The following is a 22051-nucleotide window of genomic DNA, read 5'->3' as shown; positions in this document are numbered from 1 at the left end:
GGATATTGCTGCGCCTCTGCCGCATATCTGCCCTACGTCTATCTCTTGCACAATTTCAAATTGACTCTGAATTCTCAATGACTAGTCAAAGGAATGGACTTATGAAGAGAAATATCTTAGCTGCATCTATCTTGGCTGCAATCAGCACTAGCGTAATGGCTGCTCCTGCTGCACCAAGCATCGACATGTACGGTTCTAACAACCTACAATTCTCTAAAGTTGAATTAGCAATGGACACTACCGCAGGGTACAAGTCTATGGTTAAGTACAACGAAGAAGCGCAAATCGCGATTAAATTCAACCAGTGGTCTGGTACTCCTGGTGACACTTACAAAATTTATTTTGACGGTGTTGAAGTTGCAACTGGCCCAATCACTGGTAGCCAAACAACTGCAACTTTCGGTTACGCGAAAGGCGGTGTTTACGATGTAGTAATCGAAGCGTGTGACGCAACTGGCTGTACTAAAGGTGCTTCAGCAAAACTAACCGTTGCTGACACTGACGGTTCACACCTTGCGCCACTAACAATGAACGTAGATCCTAACAACAAGTCTTACAATACTGATAAGAACACTGTTGTAGGTACTTACTTCGTTGAATGGGGTATTTACGACCGTAACTACACAGTTGACAACATCCCAGCTGACAACCTAACTCACATTCTTTACGGCTTCATTCCAATCTGTGGTCCTAACGAGTCTTTGAAATCGGTTGGCGGCAACAGCTTCAACGCACTTAAAACTGCGTGTCAAGGCGTGCCAGATTACGAAGTTGTAATCCACGACCCATGGGCTGCATACCAAAAGAGCTTCAAGCAAGCTGGTCATGACTTCAACACACCAATTAAAGGTAACTTTGCGATGATGATGGCGCTTAAACAGCGTAATCCTGATCTGAAGATCCTACCTTCTATAGGTGGTTGGACACTATCTGATCCATTCTTCTACTTTACCGACAAAGCTAAGCGTGACACATTTGTTGCATCAACAAGAGAGTTCCTAAAAACTTGGAAATTCTTCGACGGTATTGACATCGACTGGGAATTCCCTGGTGGTGGCGGTGAGAACGCAAACCTAGGTGACCCAGTAAACGATGGCCCTGCTTACGTTGCTTTAATGAAAGAGCTACGTGCAATGCTAGACGAGCTAGAAGCTGAAACAGGTCGTAAGTACGAGCTAACGTCTGCAATCAATGTTGGTTGGGACAAGCTTGAAGACGTTGACTACGGTGAAGCAGTTCAGTACATGGATTACATCTTCTCCATGAACTATGACTTCTTCGGCGGCTGGAACAACGTACCTGGCCACCAAGCGGGCCTATACTGTGGTTCATTCATGGCTCCTGGCCAATGTGATGGTACTGGCATTAACCCAGATACTGGTAAACCATATGGTGGTCCAGCTTACACCGCAGATCACGGCGTTACCGGTTTATTAGCACAAGGTGTACCAGCGAACAAAATCGTAATGGGTACTGCTATGTACGGCCGTGGTTGGGACGGCGTGATGCCATCTAGCCTAACAGATCCAAATGACCCTATGACAGGTACAGGTAACGGCAAGTTAACTGGTACTAAAGCACAAGGCGTTTGGGAAGCTGGCGTAATCGATTACAAAGGTATCAAGCAGTACATGCTAGGTGCTAACGAAACTGGCATTAACGGTTTCGAATACGGTTACGACGAGCAAGCACAAGCAGCATACGTGTGGAACCGTTCAAACGGTAAACTAATCACGTTTGATGACCAACGCTCAACTAAAGCTAAAGGCGCTTACGTTCGCGATCTAGGTCTAGCGGGTCTATTCTCTTGGGAAATCGACGCGGACAACGGTGACATCCTAAATGCAATGCATGAAGGTCTAAACGGTTACGTTGTACCAACTCCGACTCCGACTGCTGAACCAACAGCTGAGCCTACTGCTGAACCAACAGCCGAGCCTACTGCTGAACCAACAGCCGAGCCTACTGCTGAACCAACAGCCGAGCCTACTGCTGAACCAACAGCCGAGCCTACTGCTGAACCAACAGCTGAGCCTACTGCTGAACCTACTGCTGAACCAACAGCTGAGCCTACTGCTGAACCAACAGTTGAGCCTACTCAACCACCAGCGGGCGCTATCGTTTGGGTACCTGGTCAAACTTCTGTTAAGAATGGCGACCTAGTAACTTACAACGGCCTATGTTTTGTAGCTAAGAACAACCCTGGTACTTGGGAAACTCCAGCTGCAGGCGGTAACTGGTTCTGGACTGAAGTTCAATGTGAAGGTGGCGTAACTCCTACTGTTGCACCTACAGCTGAGCCTACCGTTGCTCCAACAGTTGCACCAACTGTTGAGCCTACAGTAGAGCCTACTGTTGCACCTACTACTGAGCCAGGTAACTCTACTTGGAGCGCAGACGCAGTTTACACTAAAGGCGATCGCGTTATCGTTGACGGTGTAACTTACGAAGCGAAGTGGTGGACTACTGGTGAAAACCCAGCAACAACTGGTCCATGGGGCGTTTGGGCAAAAGTTTAATATAAACTTTTCCTAGCCAACTAAAAGGGATGCGATTGCATCCCTTTTTATTTGTATCATCAAAATTCAGCTTCCTCCGCTATCTTCCTTCGCAATATTGCCCATCTTGCTATCGTCAAAAGCCCCGCAACTAACCAATATTTTACCTAGCTTGGTGAGAAATCATAAACAAGCAACCCAGATCACACAAAACTGTAATAATAAAACACAAAGAATATAGGTATTTCCTAAAACAATAAGTTACAAAACAAAAACCACTTCAAATCACACTTTTTTGTAATTTATTTTCACAAAGGTATTGAAAAGTGTGATCTGACGCAGTACTATTAACTCGTTCCTGAAGCAAAGGAACAAAACAATCAAACATTAATTGAAAGAGGTGACATTATGTTATTAGGTAGCTCAGCATTAGACTTCACACGCGCAACTATTCAAGAGCGTGAAGCACAACGTAAAGCAGGTTTAAACTTAAACTTCTTTGCAAAAAAGAAAGAAAAGAAAGTTAAATAAGACCAACTAGTGAATTGCACCACTAGTAAAAGCAGTAAAGTAGTAACAGTAACAAGAAAGCGAAGACCACAGGGAATAGCTCCAATCATGGAGCAAAAATGAACCTAGCCCTCACCTCCCCATGAGGCTTTGTCCAAACTATAGACCAATACAGGTTTATCATAAAAGTGGGTCTCCCGCTCCAATCTAAATCCCGAGCTTTCAGCCACCCGTTTTGACGCCACGTTATTATCCGCGATAAACGATATCAATCGTTCTAAACCTAGATCAGTAAAAGCATATTTCGTCGCCGCTCGCGCCGCTTCGCTGGCCAGCCCTTGCCCCCAATAATCAGGCAATAAACGATACACCAATTCCACTTCATCTTTTCCCTCTAAACGGTGAAAAAAATGACCACAAAACCCAATAAGCCTTTGATCTTCTTTACTATGAACAGCCCACAGACTAAAGCCTTTACTACTATATGTATCAAGAATGCTATTTAGAAAACTCAGGGCTTGTTTACGATTAAGCGGACCACTAATAGAAAACTTCATGACTTGTCGGTTTGACATCAACTCATAAAGCGCTTCAGCATCATCAGATTCAAAAAAGCGCAATATCAGTCGTTCGGTTTCAGCAATTTTCGGCATAACATCACACTCCAACTCTGAGTTAACAGCATCATAACCACAACGCTAACCCGCAATTCTTAACAACTAATCAAGCGGCAAGCATGGATGAGAAGCATCAGTGTGATCAAGCTTAGGTGAAATAAGCAGGCCTATCAAATGTGACTTGGTTTAGACCAAACCTATTGGAGCAAGAGTAAGACACAAAAAAAGCCGGCAGCCCGGCTTTAGATACAATCACTTAACAGTCATTATCTGTGGTAAGGCACACTTAACTCGTGAACCGCTTTAATAAAGACGCCCGCGTGCTCAGGATCGACGTCTAAGTGGATACCGTGACCCAAATTGAATACATGACCACTGCCTTCACCAAATCCAGAAAGGATATGCGCCACCTCATCACGAATACGCTCAGGGGATGCATATAACATAGAAGGATCCATATTGCCTTGAAGCGCCACCTTATCACCCACACGCGCCTTAGCATCGGCAATATCTATGGTCCAATCAAGGCCTACCGCGTCACAGCCTGTTGCCGCAATATCTTCAAGCCACATACCACCATTTTTGGTGAATAAGGTCACAGGCACCTTACGGCCTTCATTTTCTCGGGTTAAGCCGTCGACAATTTTAGCCATGTATTGCAGTGAAAACTCACGATAATCCCGTGGTGATAATACCCCACCCCAGGTATCAAAGATCATTAAAGACTGAGCGCCTGCTGCTACCTGAGCATTTAAATAACTAATGACGGAATCCGCCACTTTATCAAGCAACATATGTAGAATTTTCGGCTCTGCAAAGGCCATTTTTTTGATCTTAGTGAACGCTTTTGAAGAGCCACCTTCTACCATGTAGGTGGCTAACGTCCATGGGCTGCCTGAAAACCCAATCAGTGGAACTTCACCTTTTAACTCACGGCGGATAGTGCGCACCGCGTTCATCACATATTGCAATTCACCTTCAGGATCGGGAATACCAATTTTATCTACATCGGCTTTGCAGGTGATAGGACGTTCAAACTTAGGGCCTTCACCGGTTTCAAAATACAGCCCTAAGCCCATTGCATCAGGGATAGTTAAAATATCCGAAAATAAGATCGCCGCATCTAACGGAAAACGACGTAGAGGCTGCAAGGTCACTTCACAAGCCAGCTCTGCATTTTTACAAAGAGACATGAAGTCGCCCGCTTGAGCGCGAGTCGCTTTATACTCTGGTAAATAACGCCCTGCTTGGCGCATCATCCAAACTGGGGTTTTGTCGACAGGCTGTTTCAGCAGCGCTCTAAGATAACGATCGTTTTTTAACTCGTTCATAAAACTTCCATGGCAATGATTCTTTGGCGAATTGTAGCAAAGCCCGCCGACAAGGGAAAAGTAAATGTCATGTTATGCCCAAGCGACCTCAAGATACAGATTCAAAGCCGCTTTTCATGTTTAGCTTGAGGCTAACGGCATCTTTGTCTCACCTTCTCTATTAATAAGCGGGCAATCGTGCCATGAGGCGGCAATAAAGGTAAATCATCAAAACTAAACCAGCCCGCATCATTTAACTCGTTTTTATCTATATTTAGCTCTCCGCCTGCGTAATCAGCAATAAAGCCCATCATTAATGAATGTGGAAACGGCCACGGTTGACTCTTGATATAACGGATGTTTTTAACTCGAATGCCCGCCTCTTCAAACACTTCTCGCTCAACACATTGTTCAAGTGTTTCACCCGCCTCGGTAAAACCTGCCAACGTAGTATAAATTTCATGACCCGGTCTGTTATGGCGAACGTGATTAGCCAGTAACACCTGCTTGCCGCGACGAATTGCCACAATAATGCAAGGCGAGACGCGAGGATAACAACGATGACCACATTGATAGCACTTCATCGCCAATTCCCAATCGATGCGATGCATGGGCTGACCACATTGGCCGCAAAAACGGTGCGTATTAAGAAAGTTGATAATTTGAAAGGCGCGCCCTGCTAAGTTAAATAACTCATCACTCACCTTACCCAATAAATAGCGTAATCCTTGATACTCACCAAATCGCATATCCAAGTTCAGATCGGGTAACACAACCAAATTAACCGGGTAGCCTTCATATTCGCCGACCACTAACTGTTCAAACGCATCTAAATTGGGAAAGGGCAGTTCGTCTAGGCAACCAAAAGGGATGGGCTGCTCACCTTGGGCAACTAACAATTGATCCTCACCTATCACCAACCACCACGCCATCTGCTGCCGAGTTAGAAGGATTTGTTCATTTTGCAAAATATCGCCCTCACAATTTCCATATAGCTCACAGTTATACATGAAGTGGGTTTAAGTAACCAAATTAGAGTTGACGATAAGCCCGCTTTTCATTACTTATATCAATATGGCAATAAAAATAAAAACCAAGGACATAATATGTTGACCAAACTTGAACGCGCAAAACAGGAATGGGGTGGCACATCTCATATTATCGATAATTGGTTAAATGACCGTCAGAAAGTGCTAGTTGAATATTGTGAAATGGCTGGCCTGCCTCCTTTTGCCAAAGAGCACCACACATTGCCAACACTTGAACAAGTTCAGGGATTTTGCCAATCTTTAGTCGATTATATGTCAACCGGTCACTTTGAAATTTATGACCAAGTGGTTTCGGAATGTGAAAAACATGGCGCAGAAAGCGCAAGACTCGCTCAAGAGTTATATCCGAAAATTTCTCAAACCACAGATTCCGCTCTTGAGTTCAACGACAAATACGCAGATAACATGGACGAAGATTCGATAGATGATTTCGATATTGACTTATCTAAACTGGGGCAGATCATGGAGCAAAGGTTTGAATTAGAAGATCAACTGTTAGCAACCTTGCATCAAAAGCATCTCCAACCACAAGTACAAGCTTAATACTCTATCCTCATCTGAAACTGATTTGAAAAGTATTAAAAAAGGCGCTCATTGAGCGCCTTTTTACGTTTTGACTCAGCTTATTCTGCCGCTTTGTCTTCTGCTGGAGCTTCTGCTTTTTCGATTGATAGTAATTCAACATCGAAAATTAGCGCAGAGTGTGGAGGAATACTGCCTGCGCCTTGTTCACCGTATGCAAGTTCAGCAGGAATAGTAAACTGGAATTTAGAGCCTACATTCATCAGCTGTACGCCTTCAGTCCAACCCGCAATAACACGGTTTAGTGGGAAGGTAGCTGGTTGACCACGAGTTAGTGAGCTATCAAATACTTCACCGTTTAATAAACGGCCTTCGTAGTGTACGGTAACCGTATCTTCAGCACTTGGCTTATCGCCTTCAGCCGCCGTTAGCACTTGGTATTGCAGACCTGAATCTGTTGTTACCACACCTTCTTTTTTCGCATTTTCAGCTAGGTAAGCCGTTGCTTCTGCTTTTGCTTTTTCAATTGCTTCAGCTTGTTTAGCTTGGGCAATTTCACTTAGCTTTTTATCGTATGCTTGTAGCGTCGCAATCACTTCTTCGTCTTGTAGCTTTAATTCGCCACGTAGCGCATCAGAGATACCCGCAATGATTTGTTCTTTGTCTAGCGTTACGCCTAGCTGCTCTTGTTCAGCTAGGGTCTTCTCAATGTAACGAGAAACAGATGCACCAATTGCATAAGCTGCCTGCGCATTTTCGTTTTCAAACTTCACTTCAGGTGCCGTTTCTACCGCTGCAGATACCGCTTCTACCGCAGGCGCTTCAGCTTTAGGCGCTGTTTCCGCTTGCTTATCATTACATCCTGCAGCCGCAAGAACCGCGCCAGCAAGTAGCGATACCTTAAAAATATTGTTCATGTAAAAAAATCTCCCAAAAAAATGTCACCTCAGCACGCATTATCAAAACGTAATGAGGGGCTTAGCGTAATAAATCCGTTTATACTAACGCTATCATGCAGTAAACAAAACAAAATTAGTAGACTATTAAGATGACAAAAGGTGCAATCTTTTTATCTGTGATCTCGGCAATCTTGTTAACTGCTTGTAGCGGTGAACAACTGTCAGCCACAAAAATAGAACACGCTGTTGAAGGTGCTTACGCAGCTGATATCTCAGCTGATGGCCAGTACAGTGTTATTTCATCCATTCACCATGGCATTAGCCTATGGGACAATAAAAAAAATGCGTTGAAATATCAATGGAGCCATCAAGGAAGCGAGCAAAATCAGGTTTTTTTAACCCGCTTTTCCGATGACGCTAGCCATGTTGTTACCGCCACCAGCAACGAATTTGCCATTTGGGATGTGGCCACCGGTGAAGCCAAAGGGTTCTATCAAATTCCCGAATCCAATATTCGTGATATCGCGATTTCGGCTCAAGCGCGATACGTGCTGTACGGTCTCGCAACCGGCAAAGTAGTTCATATCGATTTAAATACGGGTCGTCGCCTTGAATTTTTAGGCCATACGGAAAAAATCAACGCCGTTGATATGTCGGCTAATGGCCATTACGCCCTGACCGGCGGCAATGATTACACGGCCTATTTTTGGGACACACGCACCGCGCAAGTACTGCACCGTTTCAACCATCCCAGCCGCGTGACCATGGTGAAACTAGAGCGCGAAGGGAAATACCTGTTTACCGCTGATAATCAAAAGCAAGCCAGCATTTGGGATATGCGCACCGGCCAAGCCGTGAGTCGATTAGATTACCTTGCGCGCCAAGAAATCTTCAGCAGCGTGCGTTTTGTTAACCAAGGCGACTACTTACTCACTGGCTCTCCGTCTCGTGTGCTGGCACTGTGGGACTCAAAAACCGGTAAACAAATACAGAAATGGCGCGTTAGCCCAAGAAAAAACAGCCGTCCAAAAAGTGCTGTAGTATACTCGGCCACCATGGTGGGTGAGCAAATACTAAGCGAAAGCTCGGCAGGCTTACTTGAGACTTGGAATATGAATAAGTAGTTAACCAATGAATGACTTAAAAGACATACTGACACGACTGGAATACTTAGAAACTAAGGTCGCGTTTCAAGATGACACCATCGAAGCCTTGAATAACGAAATTGCCTCTATGCAAAACCGTTTAGAGCTACAACGCGAGCAAATGAAATACCTAGTCAATAAAGTAAAAGACGTGCAAGGTAGCCAAATCGCACGGGAACAAGACGAAACCCCTCCGCCCCATTATTAATCCCAAGCTTTACATCAAACAAAGGCTAGCTATCACCACACCACGGATAGCTAGCCTAGCGGTCAAGCATTTGTTCGTGCCTCTATGCATTTCATTGTTCTACAAACGCTTGTCTGCCTAAGGCCATTACATTTTGAGAGTGACATTATGATAAGCCAAGCCAAAGCGCTGATTAGTTTTATAACCCAACACGGCGCTGAGTATGCCGATATCCGCATTCATCAGCTCGATGAAGCCGAACACATTGCCACCATGAAAGGTGATGTGGAAACCTATGATCGAATTAGTCAGCAAGGCTATGGTATTCGCGTTCTGGTTGACGGCGCTTGGGGCTTTGCCGCCAGCGAAGACATGAGTAACGAGGCCATGCAACACACCGCCTTACAAGCCATCGCGCAAGGCAAAGCGGCAAGCCAATTTATCCAACAAAAAATCACCTTATCGCCCAAGCCCGCGATTAAAGACAGATATTCATCGCCTTGCCAGATTGACCCTTTTAGTGTCGACACCCAAACCAAATTAGCCCGCCTGCTCCAGCTGGATCAACAACTCGCCGATGACAAATTCGATTACTGGGGAGTCTCTGCCAGCTTCTACAAGCGCGATATTATATATGTCGACAGTGAAGGCAGTGAAATCCAGCGCCAATTGATTGAACTTGATGCCAAACTGTTTGCCTATGCCACCGATATCGATGGTCAGCAGCAAAGGCGCACCTTTGTCATGCCACAAGATGCCAGCGGCAGCACCGGCTGGGAAAACATCATCAACGACAGCCAGTTTGATCACACTAAACGTCTACGCCAAGAATTGCTGAGTTTGTTGGACGCACCTGTGTGTGAAAAAGAGCGCTGCGACGTCATCTTATTACCCGAAATGATGGCGCTACAGACCCATGAAACCATAGGCCATGCGTTAGAGTTAGACCGAATTCTGGGCTATGAGCTGTCCTACGCGGGCGGCTCTCATATCGACTTGGATGACTTTGGTAAACTGCAATTTGGCAGTTACAAACTCACTGCCCGCGCCGACGGCACCGTCGCCAACTCTCCCGGCTCTATAGGTTTTGATGACGACGGCGTACCGGCCCGCAATGTCACCTTAATCCAAAACGGCGTGCTGAAAGACGCCATCACCTCAAGACAAATGGTGATGGAAGCCAATGCGAAAGCGGGTCGTACTATTTTCGATGGCTCTGGTGCAACCTGCCGGGCACAAAGCTACAACAGCTTACCCATAGAGCGGATGAACAACATCAATGTTGACGCCGGCCAAGACGGCACCTTAGCCGATATTATTGCTGCTACCGAAAATGGCATTTTACTGGAAACGCCTTGCTCTTGGTCGATCGGCTCAAATCGAGAAAACTTCCATTTCGCCACCGAAATCGGTTGGAAAATCAAACACGGCCAAATTACTCATGTGGTACGTAACCCCACTTATCGTGGTGACAGCTTGCCATTTTGGCGCTCACTCGACTTGGTTGGCGATGTCAGTACGTGGCAACTGCAACCGGTATTTATGTGCGGTAAGGGGCAACCCAATCAAATTATGCGCCTCGCCCACGGCATTCCAGCATGTCGATTTAACGATGTTCAGGTAGGAGAGTAACCATGCTCACTCATTCAATCACAGCCGTGGCTGCCACCCTCAAAACCATCAATCAATTTATGCGCCAGCAAGGGATCGAAGGCAGCCTAAGTTATCGCCATGAAGTGTCGCGCATGGTGCGTTGCGGGCGCAGTCAAATTTCACTCAATGTCGCCGAGCAAAGCGAAAAATACGTTATCGAGTTACAACAGGGTAAGCGCAAGATCAGCGGCAGCACCACAGCGCCAAACGGCGATCTGGATAAACTAAAAAGCCTAGTGATGTCATTAAACGAGCGCATTCAATATATGCCTGAAGTAGCGCATATGACGCCGATGACGGCCATTGCGCAAACCGACCTAGCCCGTTGTGATACCGACCCCGCACTGGCCAATATCGACTCCAGCATGATGGTGGATTTGTTTAAACAAACCCAGCACAAGTTTGCTCAGTTAGCAGTTGAAATATCCGGTGCATTTTCTGCGGGGATCTACAGCTACGCCATTATCAACACCTTGGTCGATGAGCCCGTCACCTATCAGGGCAGTGACTACAATATAGAGCTGGTGCTGCAATTATTAGATCAAGATAAAAAAGAGCTAAGAGTCGCTGATGTCGGCGCCTCACTCGCGCAATATCGACCGAACGCGCTAATCGATGAGTTAGTGCGCAGCTACCAAATTAAAACCAGCACCCCAAGGCAAGATCTCAGCGCGGGTGAATATGATGTGGTGTTTCATCGCGATGCCTTTGCTGAGCTCGTGCATTACCTCAGCTTTATGGCTCTGCACGGTGAAACTTATCAATACGGCATGGGCATGCTGCAAAAACAGCAACATCAACTGGGCGATAAACTATTCTCAAGCAAGCTGACCATCAGTGATGATCCCACCGACACGCAGACTTTATTCCAACGCCCGGTTGGCTTAAATGGCGTTGCGCGGCCAAGTGTCAACCTGATTGAACAAGGCGTACTAAAGCATCTCTATTACAGCAATAAAGACGACTGTGACCGCTTTAATGTTGAGCGAAATAATGATTACGACGCCGCCAGTTTAAAGGTGCATCCGGGCGATGGCCCTACTGATTTTAAGGCCATGGTCAAAAGCTGTATCAAGCCAACCCTTTACATTGGTTACATTCATTATATGAACGTCACCCAAGCCTCTAAGGGCGAGTTCACGGGCACCAGTCGCTTTGGTACTTATTTGCTGGCCGATGGCGAAATCAAGGCACACCTTTACAACCTCAGAATTAACGATGCCTATCCTCGACTATTTAACAATATCGAATGGCTTTCTGCTCAGCTCAGCCACGCCAACATTTCCAATACCTATGGTATGCGCTTGGCCAGCAGCATAGCTTGTCCTTTGTTTGTTAAGGTAAACCAAGTGCCGATCACCGGCTCAAGTGGTAGCTCGGATAATTAATGCTCATTGCGGCGCGAGGGCGCCGCATACTTACCCCAAACCATTCGCGAATCAAGTATCAACCATTTAACATCACGAGCGTTCATTTATTGAACAATTTTTAACCACCCGCCAGCTCTGCTATACTTGCCTCGGTTTTTCTGCTGGAGGATAAATGAAATTACTATATTGGCTCGATGACTGGTTAACCCTTACCCCACAACAACAAGCAACTAAGCTGCCACTGGAAGATGGCGATTTACTGGACGATGTTTACGTTAAGTATTATTTAGTTGATCCCAACAAGCCGTTACTCTTCACCTTCTCTCCCGCTGGTACTAATTATCAAGAGCATGATCTAACCGAAGACTTTGAACCTTGGGGCTATCGACTCGCTAAGCAACAGGGCATCAATGTGATGGCATTTCAACACTTAGGTATAAGTAATTGGTTTCGCAGTCGTAATCTGATTTTTTTCCTCGAACAATTGGCCCCTTTGCTTACTCCGTTCCAAACTCGACTAGGCTACGGCTTAAGCCGAGGCGGTTTTGCTGTCGGTGCTTTTGCCAATCTTCTGCAATTGGATAAGGTGCTGCTGTTTCATCCTGTCAGTACTAAAAATCAACAAAAAGCACCTTGGGATAAACGCAGCAGTACCGAGATAGCGCAAAAGTTTGATTGGCTGGGTGATTATCACGACTTGGATTTAGGTAAAGCGAAAGGCTATATCATCTATGATCCCCTCAATAAAACCGACCGCTTGCATGCTAAGCGCTACCCTGAATTAACCCATTTACGGGTGTTTGGCATGGGCCACAGCACCCATGCGACTTATATGAATAAGTTTGGTTTTTACAAGCAAGTTGCCGTCGATTTCATTGCCACCCAAGCCATCGATATTCCGAGCTTTCGCCAACAAACCAAAACCTTGAGATTCAAAGAAGACTATTACCGACGTCTAAACAAAGCCAATAAACAATCGGCCCATCGATTAACCCTATTGAGCAAAGCCCACCAAATCGTGCTCGGCGAACAACAAGCCCATGTGCAAGCGCATCAAGAAACCATCGATGTGCAACCTTTAGTTGAAATTGCTCTTCGGCATCAAACAGAGCATCCCAAAGACGCGAAGAAAATCCTCGAAGTCGCCCAACAACTGGCTCCCGACGATCTGTTGATTGAACAAAAACTGAAAGACCTAAATAACAACTAGCGTCTATTAACTTAAGCAATTGAACTTAAGCCATAGAACTTAAGCATTTGGCGAAGATTTTTTTGTGAGGCTTGAAGCTTGCTCAGGGAATGGATGAGATGCTCGACGAGCGAGCTCGGCTTCTACAGATCAATCGCACTGAGCTTAACCATGTTGACTAGTTGAGCAGGTATAGCTCAGCTTTTGCTATATAGCCTGCAATTTCCTGCCAGCTTTTTTCTGCTGGGATATATACCCAAGTTACCTCAAGATGCTTGTTCAGCGAGGATTTGTAGCCTGCTAGGCGCGACGCTGATTTGAGACATAGTCATTCTACGTTGAAAATCAGCAACAAAGCATAGCAGCCTACAAAACTCGCCCTTTGGGAGTCGCTCATTACGTCCATTTTTTCGTTAAAAAGCCTCGAAAGGGAATGCCATTCCTTCGTCTTTTTGCCTCAAACTGAACATAATGAGCGGCTCTGAATCCCGCATCTTGAGGTGTCTTGGGTATACATAGGGAAAGTTAAATCAAAATTACCCAGGATCAACACATCAGAGGTTTGAGAAACGAAAGCATCAAAGCGCAATTCTCTGACGTTTAGCCTGATGGTTTCTTCCATATTCTTTGCTGCTTCAACCAAGCCAAAGCGATTGATATTTTGCCTACAGATAGACAATCCAAGTTGGCTTTCAAGTGCTGTAAACAAATTTATAAAGCGCTGCTCAACGGCTATAAAATCTAACCAATTCGGATCATAAGCCCCTGAAGATAGTGCAGCAAATGACATCCAGTGCTTCGCCGCTTCATCTTGGCTTAACCATTTGGCGTGGATAGAGAGGTATCTACACTGCCAGCCATTTGGTGTTTCACCTTCAAGAAATGGTTCAATATCGAACGGTTTCATCTGCTTTACAGTCCTATCCCTTGGCTCAGGCGGCGACCTGGCAAAGATTAATTGTTGAACCTATTATCGGTCAGAGATCAGCGGATCATGCCATACATCCACATAATCACCTGCGACTAAAAATCGATACCCCGGCGGTAATGATAAGTATTGCTCTACTTCAGGTAAGTATTTGGGTATATGACTCACATGTAATGGCTTGAAAAAATCGACATCTTCAGACATTGTCTCACCACACCAAATATACCACCCACATGTCCCATTCTCAGGCTTATAACGAACCCCATTAATCGGCAACTGACCTATCGTTTCAATAGCGATACCTAGCTTTTCAGCCGCGTTGACGGGCAGTGGTAATGCAGCGAATTTTTTACACACGTCTTTTTGATTCGGCATAAAACTTCCTAAAAGAGTTAAATGGGTTAACCATTTTCTGTACTTTCAAAACGCTTTAACTATTGGACGATGGCCACCTAAGCCAATTAGAAGGGCTGAACGACTTTAGGGGCTGGATTACTGTGGGAGACGATTTTGTGGAAACGGTTTTTAAACCGCGAATCTATGGGTTTTAAGCGCGCTGCTGCGCGCAATAAAGTCCGCTCCCACGTGATGCAGCCTCAAAAAGAGAAACTGAACCTAAGTGCAATCAGGATTAGTGATTACAGTGCTCGCCGTGCTCATGATCGTGACCATGGTCATGGCCGCAGCCGCCCTCAGCGTGAACATGACCGTGAGCTAGCTCTTCGTCGGTCGCAGCGCGAATGGCTAATACTTCACCTTTAAAGGTTAAAGTTTGGCCCGCTAAGGTGTGATTACCATCAACTGTCACGGTATTTTCTTTCACATCGGTAATTTCAACCGAGCGAGGGCCTTGATCCGTTTCAGCAATAAAACGCATACCGACTTGAACTTGACCTTCGGTTTCAAACAGCTCACGAGGCACTTCTTGAACTAGCCCTTCTTCGTGCTCACCATAGGCGTCTTCTGGCTGACAAGTGATATCAAACTGATAGCCAACTTCTTTACCCGCTAACTCAGCTTCAAGGCCTGGCACCAAAAATAGGCTGCCTTGAATGTAGTCTAATGGCGCACCGTCACGGGTAGAGCCAAGCTCAGTACCGTCTTCGTCATACACGGCAAAGTGGATAGATACAACGCTATCATTTTCAATTTTCATAATATTTCCAATTATTTTTCATCTGGATTAAACACGCCAATCAATTGTTCGAATTGACGAGTCGAACCACTTACCTCACCAGGGGCTTGGGATTGTAAGTAGTCACATTTAACGCATTTTACTTTTTCCACGTTATGCTCAACAAACACCACTATGGTGTCTTGCTCACCACACGAAGGGCAAGTTGCGCCAGCAATAAACCGCTTTCTTTTACTCATATTGCTCCCCTGTTTTTTGCCACAGTGTAACTGATCAAAGTGAACTTTTCTTCTGCTATTAGACCTGTGTTAGAATCGCGGCTTATTTTTGTTAGATAGAAGTCAAATCATGATCACAGCCAGTGCCATTGAGCTCATTCGCGGCGGCCGCCCGCTTCTTCAAAACGCCACAGCCAGCATTAATCCGGGCCAAAAAGTCGCGCTGGTCGGGGCCAATGGCACGGGTAAATCTAGCTTTTTTGCATTATTAAAGGGCGAAATCCACGCCGATAACGGCGAGCTCAGCTTTCCGAGTAACTGGCAGCTAGCCAGTGTGGCACAAGAAACCCCAGCGCTTGAGAAAAGTGCAATTGAATACGTGATTGATGGCGACAAAGAATTTCGCCGCTTAGAAGCAGAGCTAGCAGAGGCTGAACAACAAGGTGATGGTAATAAAATTGCCCTGCTGCATGGCCAATTGGAAACCGTTGGCGGTTATACCATCAAGGCTCGCGCCGCTGAATTACTGGCGGGACTCGGCTTTAGTAACGATAAACAAGCTAACCCTGTGAGTGCCTTTTCCGGTGGTTGGCGGATGCGTTTAAACCTCGCCCAAGCCCTGTTATGTCGCTCTGATTTATTACTACTGGATGAGCCCACCAACCACTTAGATTTAGATGCTGTTATCTGGTTAGCGAAATGGCTGAATGCGTATCAAGGCACCTTGATCTTGATTTCCCACGACCGTGATTTCATCGATGATATCGTGGGAAAAATCATTCATATCGAACAAAACAAATTCTTTGAATACACAGGCGACTACACCAGCTTTGAAAGACAGCGCGCCGAAAAATTAATGCAGCAGCAAGCAATTTACGAAAAACAGCAAAAGCAAATGGCGCATATGCAAAGCTACATCGACAGATTTCGCTACAAGGCCTCTAAAGCGCGCCAAGCGCAAAGCCGAATTAAAGCACTGGAAAAGATGGAGCTAGCCCTGCCAGCGCACGCCGACAGCCAATTTAATTTTTCATTCTTTGAGCCCGATGCCCTGCCCTTGCCGCTTATCACTATGGATGAGATTTATGCCGGCTATGGCGACACCCTCATTTTAGAGAAGATAAAATTCAACCTAGTACCCGGCAGCCGCATTGGCTTATTGGGTCGCAACGGCGCGGGTAAATCAACCCTGATCAAACTGCTCGCCGGCGAACTTAAAGCCCAAGGGGGTCACTTCGAGTTAAACCCCAATGCCAAGGTCGGCTACTTTGCCCAGCACCAATTAGAGTTTTTACGCTTAGAAGATACCCCATTGCAGCACCTGGCTCGTCTGGCTAAAGACAAAACCGAGCTAGAGCTGCGCAAATATTTGGGTAGCTTTGGCTTTCAAGGCGATAAAGCATTAGAGCCCGTAGCGCCTTTCTCTGGCGGTGAAAAAGCACGCTTAGTACTGGCGCTGATCGTTTGGCAAAAGCCAAACCTATTGTTACTGGATGAGCCAACCAACCACTTAGACTTAGAAATGCGCCACGCCTTGACCGTAGCCTTGCAAAGCTTTGAGGGCGCCATGGTCGTGGTTTCGCACGATCGCCATTTGCTTCGTACCACCACGGATGATTTATATTTAGTCCATGATCGCCAAGTCGAGCCATTTAACGGGGATTTAGAGGATTATCATAAATGGCTTGGCGAGCAGCAAAAAATTGATAAACAAAAAGCTGCACCTGAAAGCAATGAAAAAAGTGCCAATAGCGCCGTCAATCGTAAAGAGCAAAAACGCTTAGAAGCCGAGATACGCAAGAAAACCCAGCCGTTCAGAAAAGCGATGGAAAAAGCGGAAAAACAAATGGATAAGTTAAGCGCGCAACTGGCAGAAGTAGAGCTAGAGCTTAACGACAGTGCCCTTTACGACATCGCACAAAAAGCCAAGTTGACCAAAGTATTAGAGCAACAGCGTCAGCTTAAAGCCGATATTGAAGGTGCAGAGATGGAATGGATGGATGCCCAAGAGCAATTGGAAGCGTTAGAGGCGGAACTTAATTTGGCCTAAATCACCTTTTAGTCGTAACTAAATGAGTAGGCTGCAGATAAAAGCCTACTCAGTTATTTTAACGTCGGTCGGCTTCGCGTTTACCTAACATAAAACCAAGGCTGTTAATAAATCGACGCTCGCACCAATTAACATATCAGGAAAAGCTGCCCGCATATTTTTAAATACTTGCGCCGCTGCGGGAAAGGTTTAACTTAAGCAGGTCTATTGGGTGGGCAGGGCGAGCGCATGAGTTTACAAAATGCAATCAACCAAGGGAACAAAGTGGAATTTTCTTATACGAAACGCCGTGAAATCATCCCTCAAAGGCTGTTAATGGCTTAACTGCCACATCCTTGCGGCAGATATTCGTCTAAGAAAACACCACTAAACGCTCAATAAACATTGATGCGTTTGCCCTGATCGGGTGGATCCCGAAAGACTCAGTAAAAGCCCTTCGAGACAAGAGCTAAACAAGACTACATTTTTTGATGTTGTAATAACCACTGGAACAGACTTTGGTCGTAAACATCGTAATTAGTAGCGCCTTCTCCCATAAACCCTAGACTATAAACATCATCATCAATCAAGTGGCCGCCACTAGGGAAAACCGTTAACTTGGTTTCGGAGACCAAGCCTGAGCAGGCTTTGAGGGTAGCGACAGCGCTAATGACATTATCACTAGGAATCACGTTATCATCAGCAGCAGTGAACGCCCAGATCGGGACTTCTTTTACCGGACAGATATCATGCCAATACCCCATAGACAACGGTGCAGCTGCTGCAAGTTTATGGCCATACTTCTGCGCATAATCCCACGTCATAAAACCGCCATTGCTAAAACCTGTCATGTAGATCCGGCTTTTGTCGATCGGGTAATTGCGCTCTGCCCATTCAACAAAACTATTGAGCCTTGCCGTTACATTATCCCCTAAAGCACTCTGGCAGCGTTGTGGTGCTAATACAATAAAGGGCAATTGATTATCCCATTGACCCGCTTTAAACATTTTCACCACATTGGTTTTATCCATTCCACTCATACTAATGCCATCAGTATCAAAGGTTTTCGAATGCTCATAACCATGATTACTGATTAATAGTGGATAGCGGGCTTTGGGATCCTCACCAAAATTAGCGGGAAGCTGTTCATAAAACTCCCAAATAGCATCCATTTCAGTAAAAAAGCGCGGACTATATTTCGCCACTCGATCGCCATCAACGATCCGCACCATGCGGTACTCACTCAATGAAAGGTTTTGCTCACTATCTACAACACTATATTTAAGTAAATAATCCCCTACTTTTCCGGTGTCTAGCTTATCTAATCCTTGTACTTGTACAGCAGAAGATAACTCACCATCTTCGTTATCAAATGCCTCGACACCCGGCTCTACATACTGGTCCCCCACATTAAGCAACATCACTTTATCACCCAGTAATTGAATGCTCGGCTGACCTGCTTGCTGAGCATAATTAGGCAATGCAACCTGACATACGTCTCCCGAACTACCCGCAATAGAATTTCCAGCGCCCGATGAGCCACCACCGCAACCAGACAACAATAATCCAAGCGAACTACAAATAACGATTCGTTCTAACAATGACATCACAATCCATTCCTTTGATAAAAAATAACACCTCAAATTAGGTAGCTATCTGTTCTCATTTTGCCGTTCATCTAAATAAAAAAAACCATATAAGTCACAAAAACATAAAGCACATGTTTTTATTAACCTTTATTCGACCTTACCGGTCTTTTCAAGCACACTCCTGCTATGAAATAACTTGAAGCAATAAGAGCTAGCTCATCACTTTTCTCGTAACATTTTTATTTATGTGGATAAGATTTAATGCATCGACTTTTTCTAGCTTATTTAGGCGGGCGGATCAGCGGCGGACATATTGAAATTCATGACATACGTTTTGTTCATGGAGAAGACATAACCGACACCTTTGGTCAGTTAAAACAACAATGGATTGGCAATAAACAAGGCGCTCATCTTGATGCTTACGTGAAGCTGCATCATATTGATGGCTATCAAATATCACTCTCACCCGAGCCCAGTCATGGCGCTAAACTCTACTTCGTCAACTTTGGTGGCTACCATCAACAGCGATTGGCTGAACTACATCAATTTTTTATGGTAGTGGCCGATTCTGCGGATCAGGCAAAACAGCGGGCTTGGCAAAAAATTCAACTCAGTTGCAATACTGCTTGGCAACAAACCCATCTTGATGACTTGAAGCAAGTTGATGATTGCTTTGCCGTTTCACTAATAGATAGCCCTTATCACGTACACCTTAACTATCAGGGTGAACATTTATCACAATCACAGCCCCTAAAGCCCGATTGGTTTGGTTACACCAAGTTATAAATAAGTCTTAAGCGGCAATAAACTATTCCTAAAATCAAGCATCTCCAAGTTGATTGGCTATAAATCAAATTTACCTCGCATTTACATCATAACTGCGCATGCTTAAAACAAGCAGACTAAAACCGCCTATACTCAGTAAATATCCGACCGAGCAAGCTTCCCCCCTATGAGTTAGCGAAACGGGCAATTGCAACCCGAGCACAGAGACTAAGAGTAAGTATGGAATACTCACTAGCAAAGCAGAAAAGACCATGCCCACAGCTAACTTCTGTTAAAGCTAATCTGCCTCGTTATCTTGATTTTCTTGGTCCATTATTTGCGCCGACACCGCGCTGGATTAAACGGCTTTGCTGCCTTTGTTTACTGATGTTCGCCCCCTTTGCTAACGCCGACTGTAAAAACGCCCCTCTCATCTGGGGTTGGATAGACTGGCCACCGTTTATTTATCAGCAGGAAAATGGCGAGTTCAAAGGAATCGACTACCAAATCATAAGCCAAGTCATGGCCAATACTTCCTGTTCAATAAAGCTTTCAGACTATCCTATCCCGTGGCGAAGGCAGCTGGCTTGGTTGGAAATAGGTAAAATAGCCATGATGAATGGTGCTTCTAAAACGGCTGAGCGAGAGGTATACGCCTACTTCTCGATTCCGTATCGCAGTGAATCCGTGAGTGTCTTTATCCGTAAAGAAGACTTAACCCGAATAGCAATATCTGAATTATCACAACTACTTGACCTCAAGCTGCAAAGCATTGGTTATAGCAAAGGAAGCTACTATGGTGAAGAGTTTGCTCAGCTACTTAATAACAAGCAGTTTTTGCAACTGCTACATTCAGATTTTGATATAAACAACTTCCACCGTTTGAACAATAAACGAGTCGATGCGGTGATCGCAGACAGCATCAGCGGAGCCGAGTTAATCAAACAGCTAGACCTAAGCGACAACATAGTAGCGATCCCCTCGATAAAAATCGTTACCGGTGACATCCATGTGATGTTTAGTAAAAAGGCCGTGACCCCATCGTTTGTGGAGCAATTTAATCAAGCTATCATGCGCTACAAGGCCAGCGCAGAATACCAGCAATTAATGCAAACTCTGCAACTTGCCCCTTTAGCCAATTAGGTTAACCGCTACTTAGTAGCTGCCAGCACCACAAACTTGTTGTTTTGACCTAGCTGCTCAACCTGACTAAAAATACGCTTTAACTTCGCCTTATAGCCCAATTGACGGTTACCGATAACAATTAATCGTGCGCCGCTGCGCAACACACGTTTGGCATCGGTAAACATCTGCCACGCAATATGATCGGTAATGGTATTAATTTGGTGAAACGGCGGATTACACATCACTAAATCGACACAGCTGTCATTGAAACCATCTAAGCAGTTATTAACTTGTACGCTAAATTGGCTTTCGGGCAAATCGTTTAGCTGCACATTATCTCGACAGGACTGCGCCGCCATGTAGCTCTCATCAACGCTAATAATATGAGCTTGTGGATTGAGCTTTGCCGCCTTAATGCCGATAACACCATTGCCACATCCCAGATCAATAATCTGCTGCAGCTGAGGGTCTTGTGGCACAAATTGCAGTAACAAACGCGCACCAATATCTAAGCTATCACTAGAAAAAACGTTAGCATGATTGCTGATCACTAAATCATGCTCAGGCACGGGCCATTGCTTCGGCTTTGGCAAGGCTTGTTGCAGTGATAAGTCTGGCTGACAAAAAACCAAACGCGCTTTTTTGACCGCTAACGAAGTGGTGGTTTGCCCTAAATACTGTTCAAAAAGCTTTAACGTCGAACTATGAATATCTTTAGCCTTAGCAGCGGCGACCACAACACAGTCAGCAGGTAAGGCATGGCACAACTGCTGCAATTGCCAAATAAGTAAACGGTTGTTCTTAGGTAACTTAAACAACACCAACTGAACATTAGCTGGCAGCGGGCTTAAGCAATCTAAAAATGTCACTGCAGGCTGCTGATTTTGCTGCAAGTTGAGCATGCTAGCTTGGCGTGCAATAAATGAATCCGTCACACTCGATACAGGCCCCTGCCCAGCAAACCAAGTAGCCAGCGCACCAAAGCTATCATTAAGCACTAAAATTGGCCGTTCTTGGTTGAGCTCTAGAGTTTGACAATGGTTAATCAAATACTCATCTGCCGCATCCCATGCTTGCAGGGTTTCATTTTTACGAACAGGGTAACGATTAAGCACCAGCGTGCGCTGATGGAGGTTCAAGCTTGAATTCATAAACTAACAACGACAACCAAAATAGTAGGGGTGCTATTGTCGCAAAAGCATTGGCAAAGTAAAACCTAAACAATCACGCGCCTGTGAATGAACCAATATGAATAAACCAATTGTGAATAAAGCAAGCGAGGGTAAGCTTCAGGGCAAACGTATGAACGTTCA

21 protein-coding genes are annotated in these 22051 nt (G+C 45.2%); 11 read left to right on the top strand and 10 right to left on the bottom strand.

From position 1 onward, the window contains the following. Nucleotides 1–101: 101 nt before the first annotated feature. Nucleotides 102–2519: a glycosyl hydrolase family 18 protein gene (locus ACK8OT_RS06680; protein ID WP_486348274.1), complete on the top strand. Its 2418-nt coding sequence runs from the start codon at nucleotides 102–104 to the stop codon at nucleotides 2517–2519. 387 nt (nucleotides 2520–2906) lie between these two features. Further along, complete coding sequence (locus ACK8OT_RS06665; RefSeq protein WP_282560156.1) at nucleotides 2907–3029, top strand: hypothetical protein; 123 nt, start codon at nucleotides 2907–2909, stop codon at nucleotides 3027–3029. A 104-nt stretch (nucleotides 3030–3133) separates the two neighbouring features. On the opposite strand, the gene ACK8OT_RS06660 is transcribed toward ACK8OT_RS06665, so the two are convergent. The 3 genes from ACK8OT_RS06660 to nudC all read right to left on the bottom strand — a co-directional run bounded on the left by ACK8OT_RS06660 (nucleotide 3134) and on the right by nudC (nucleotide 5903). Beyond that, nucleotides 3134–3661: a GNAT family N-acetyltransferase gene (locus tag ACK8OT_RS06660; protein ID WP_410195718.1), complete on the bottom strand. Its 528-nt coding sequence runs from the start codon at nucleotides 3659–3661 to the stop codon at nucleotides 3134–3136. Nucleotides 3662–3891: 230 nt separating this feature from the next. Continuing rightward, a complete protein-coding gene (gene hemE / locus ACK8OT_RS06655; protein ID WP_410195717.1) occupies nucleotides 3892–4956 on the bottom strand; it encodes a uroporphyrinogen decarboxylase in 1065 nt (354 codons plus the stop codon). Nucleotides 4957–5087: 131 nt separating this feature from the next. Further along, nucleotides 5088–5903: an NAD(+) diphosphatase gene (gene nudC / locus ACK8OT_RS06650; protein ID WP_410195716.1), complete on the bottom strand. Its 816-nt coding sequence runs from the start codon at nucleotides 5901–5903 to the stop codon at nucleotides 5088–5090. Between the two features lie 138 nt (nucleotides 5904–6041). On the opposite strand from nudC, the gene rsd reads away from it, so the two are divergent. Continuing rightward, nucleotides 6042–6527: a sigma D regulator gene (rsd, locus tag ACK8OT_RS06645; RefSeq protein ID WP_410195715.1), complete on the top strand. Its 486-nt coding sequence runs from the start codon at nucleotides 6042–6044 to the stop codon at nucleotides 6525–6527. A gap of 80 nt (nucleotides 6528–6607) precedes the next feature. Here rsd and fkpA read toward each other — a convergent pair whose 3' ends face one another. Then, the gene (fkpA, locus tag ACK8OT_RS06640) at nucleotides 6608–7423 is read right to left on the bottom strand and encodes an FKBP-type peptidyl-prolyl cis-trans isomerase (protein ID WP_410195714.1); all 816 of its coding nucleotides are present in this window, start codon (nucleotides 7421–7423) and stop codon (nucleotides 6608–6610) included. Between the two features lie 131 nt (nucleotides 7424–7554). Here fkpA and ACK8OT_RS06635 point away from each other — a divergent pair, with 131 nt between their 5' ends. The 5 genes from ACK8OT_RS06635 to ACK8OT_RS06615 all read left to right on the top strand — a co-directional run bounded on the left by ACK8OT_RS06635 (nucleotide 7555) and on the right by ACK8OT_RS06615 (nucleotide 12970). Continuing rightward, nucleotides 7555–8529, top strand: coding sequence for a WD40 repeat domain-containing protein (locus tag ACK8OT_RS06635; protein ID WP_410195713.1), 975 nt, complete (start codon nucleotides 7555–7557; stop codon nucleotides 8527–8529). 7 nt (nucleotides 8530–8536) lie between these two features. Continuing rightward, nucleotides 8537–8758: a SlyX family protein gene (locus ACK8OT_RS06630; RefSeq protein ID WP_410195712.1), complete on the top strand. Its 222-nt coding sequence runs from the start codon at nucleotides 8537–8539 to the stop codon at nucleotides 8756–8758. Between the two features lie 147 nt (nucleotides 8759–8905). Next, nucleotides 8906–10369: a TldD/PmbA family protein gene (locus tag ACK8OT_RS06625; protein ID WP_410195711.1), complete on the top strand. Its 1464-nt coding sequence runs from the start codon at nucleotides 8906–8908 to the stop codon at nucleotides 10367–10369. A 2-nt stretch (nucleotides 10370–10371) separates the two neighbouring features. Next, nucleotides 10372–11778, top strand: a complete 1407-nt coding sequence (locus ACK8OT_RS06620; RefSeq protein WP_410195710.1) for a metallopeptidase TldD-related protein — start codon at nucleotides 10372–10374, stop codon at nucleotides 11776–11778. Nucleotides 11779–11932: 154 nt separating this feature from the next. Next, nucleotides 11933–12970, top strand: coding sequence for a cytosolic protein (locus ACK8OT_RS06615; protein WP_410195709.1), 1038 nt, complete (start codon nucleotides 11933–11935; stop codon nucleotides 12968–12970). Nucleotides 12971–13406: 436 nt separating this feature from the next. Here the strand turns inward: ACK8OT_RS06615 and ACK8OT_RS06610 are convergent, their stop codons facing one another. From ACK8OT_RS06610 to ACK8OT_RS06595, 4 genes are all read right to left on the bottom strand, one after another. Then, nucleotides 13407–13856, bottom strand: coding sequence for a hypothetical protein (locus ACK8OT_RS06610; protein WP_410195708.1), 450 nt, complete (start codon nucleotides 13854–13856; stop codon nucleotides 13407–13409). 63 nt (nucleotides 13857–13919) lie between these two features. Continuing rightward, complete coding sequence (locus ACK8OT_RS06605) at nucleotides 13920–14252, bottom strand: immunity protein Imm33 domain-containing protein (protein ID WP_410195707.1); 333 nt, start codon at nucleotides 14250–14252, stop codon at nucleotides 13920–13922. Nucleotides 14253–14508: 256 nt separating this feature from the next. Continuing rightward, nucleotides 14509–15033: a peptidylprolyl isomerase gene (slyD, locus tag ACK8OT_RS06600; protein WP_410195706.1), complete on the bottom strand. Its 525-nt coding sequence runs from the start codon at nucleotides 15031–15033 to the stop codon at nucleotides 14509–14511. Between the two features lie 11 nt (nucleotides 15034–15044). Then, nucleotides 15045–15251 (bottom strand): YheV family putative zinc ribbon protein, encoded by a 207-nt coding sequence (locus ACK8OT_RS06595; protein WP_410195705.1) that lies wholly within the window; start codon nucleotides 15249–15251, stop codon nucleotides 15045–15047. A gap of 109 nt (nucleotides 15252–15360) precedes the next feature. On the opposite strand from ACK8OT_RS06595, the gene ACK8OT_RS06590 reads away from it, so the two are divergent. After that, nucleotides 15361–17280 (top strand): ABC transporter ATP-binding protein, encoded by a 1920-nt coding sequence (locus ACK8OT_RS06590; protein WP_410195704.1) that lies wholly within the window; start codon nucleotides 15361–15363, stop codon nucleotides 17278–17280. A gap of 458 nt (nucleotides 17281–17738) precedes the next feature. Here ACK8OT_RS06590 and ACK8OT_RS06585 read toward each other — a convergent pair whose 3' ends face one another. Then, a complete protein-coding gene (locus tag ACK8OT_RS06585; RefSeq protein WP_410195778.1) occupies nucleotides 17739–18866 on the bottom strand; it encodes an immunoglobulin-like domain-containing protein in 1128 nt (375 codons plus the stop codon). A gap of 243 nt (nucleotides 18867–19109) precedes the next feature. Between ACK8OT_RS06585 and ACK8OT_RS06580 the strand changes: the two genes are divergently transcribed. Together ACK8OT_RS06580 and ACK8OT_RS06575 are read left to right on the top strand one after the other, a co-directional pair. Next, a complete protein-coding gene (locus ACK8OT_RS06580; protein ID WP_410195703.1) occupies nucleotides 19110–19634 on the top strand; it encodes a DUF1543 domain-containing protein in 525 nt (174 codons plus the stop codon). Nucleotides 19635–19853: 219 nt separating this feature from the next. Continuing rightward, nucleotides 19854–20756 carry a substrate-binding periplasmic protein gene (locus tag ACK8OT_RS06575; protein WP_410195702.1) on the top strand — a complete coding sequence of 301 codons (903 nt, stop codon included), beginning with the start codon at nucleotides 19854–19856 and terminating at the stop codon, nucleotides 20754–20756. 8 nt (nucleotides 20757–20764) lie between these two features. Here the strand turns inward: ACK8OT_RS06575 and ACK8OT_RS06570 are convergent, their stop codons facing one another. Next, the gene (locus ACK8OT_RS06570) at nucleotides 20765–21889 is read right to left on the bottom strand and encodes a methyltransferase (RefSeq protein ID WP_410195701.1); all 1125 of its coding nucleotides are present in this window, start codon (nucleotides 21887–21889) and stop codon (nucleotides 20765–20767) included. Between the last annotated feature and the right edge of the window lie 162 nt (nucleotides 21890–22051).

The sequence above is a fragment of the Motilimonas thetidivivens genome (genome assembly GCF_046452435.1).
Classification (GTDB): domain Bacteria; phylum Pseudomonadota; class Gammaproteobacteria; order Enterobacterales; family CBDFNC01; genus Motilimonas.
Note: the sequence above shows the minus strand (reverse complement) of the source record. Positions and strands in the feature narration are given on the sequence as shown.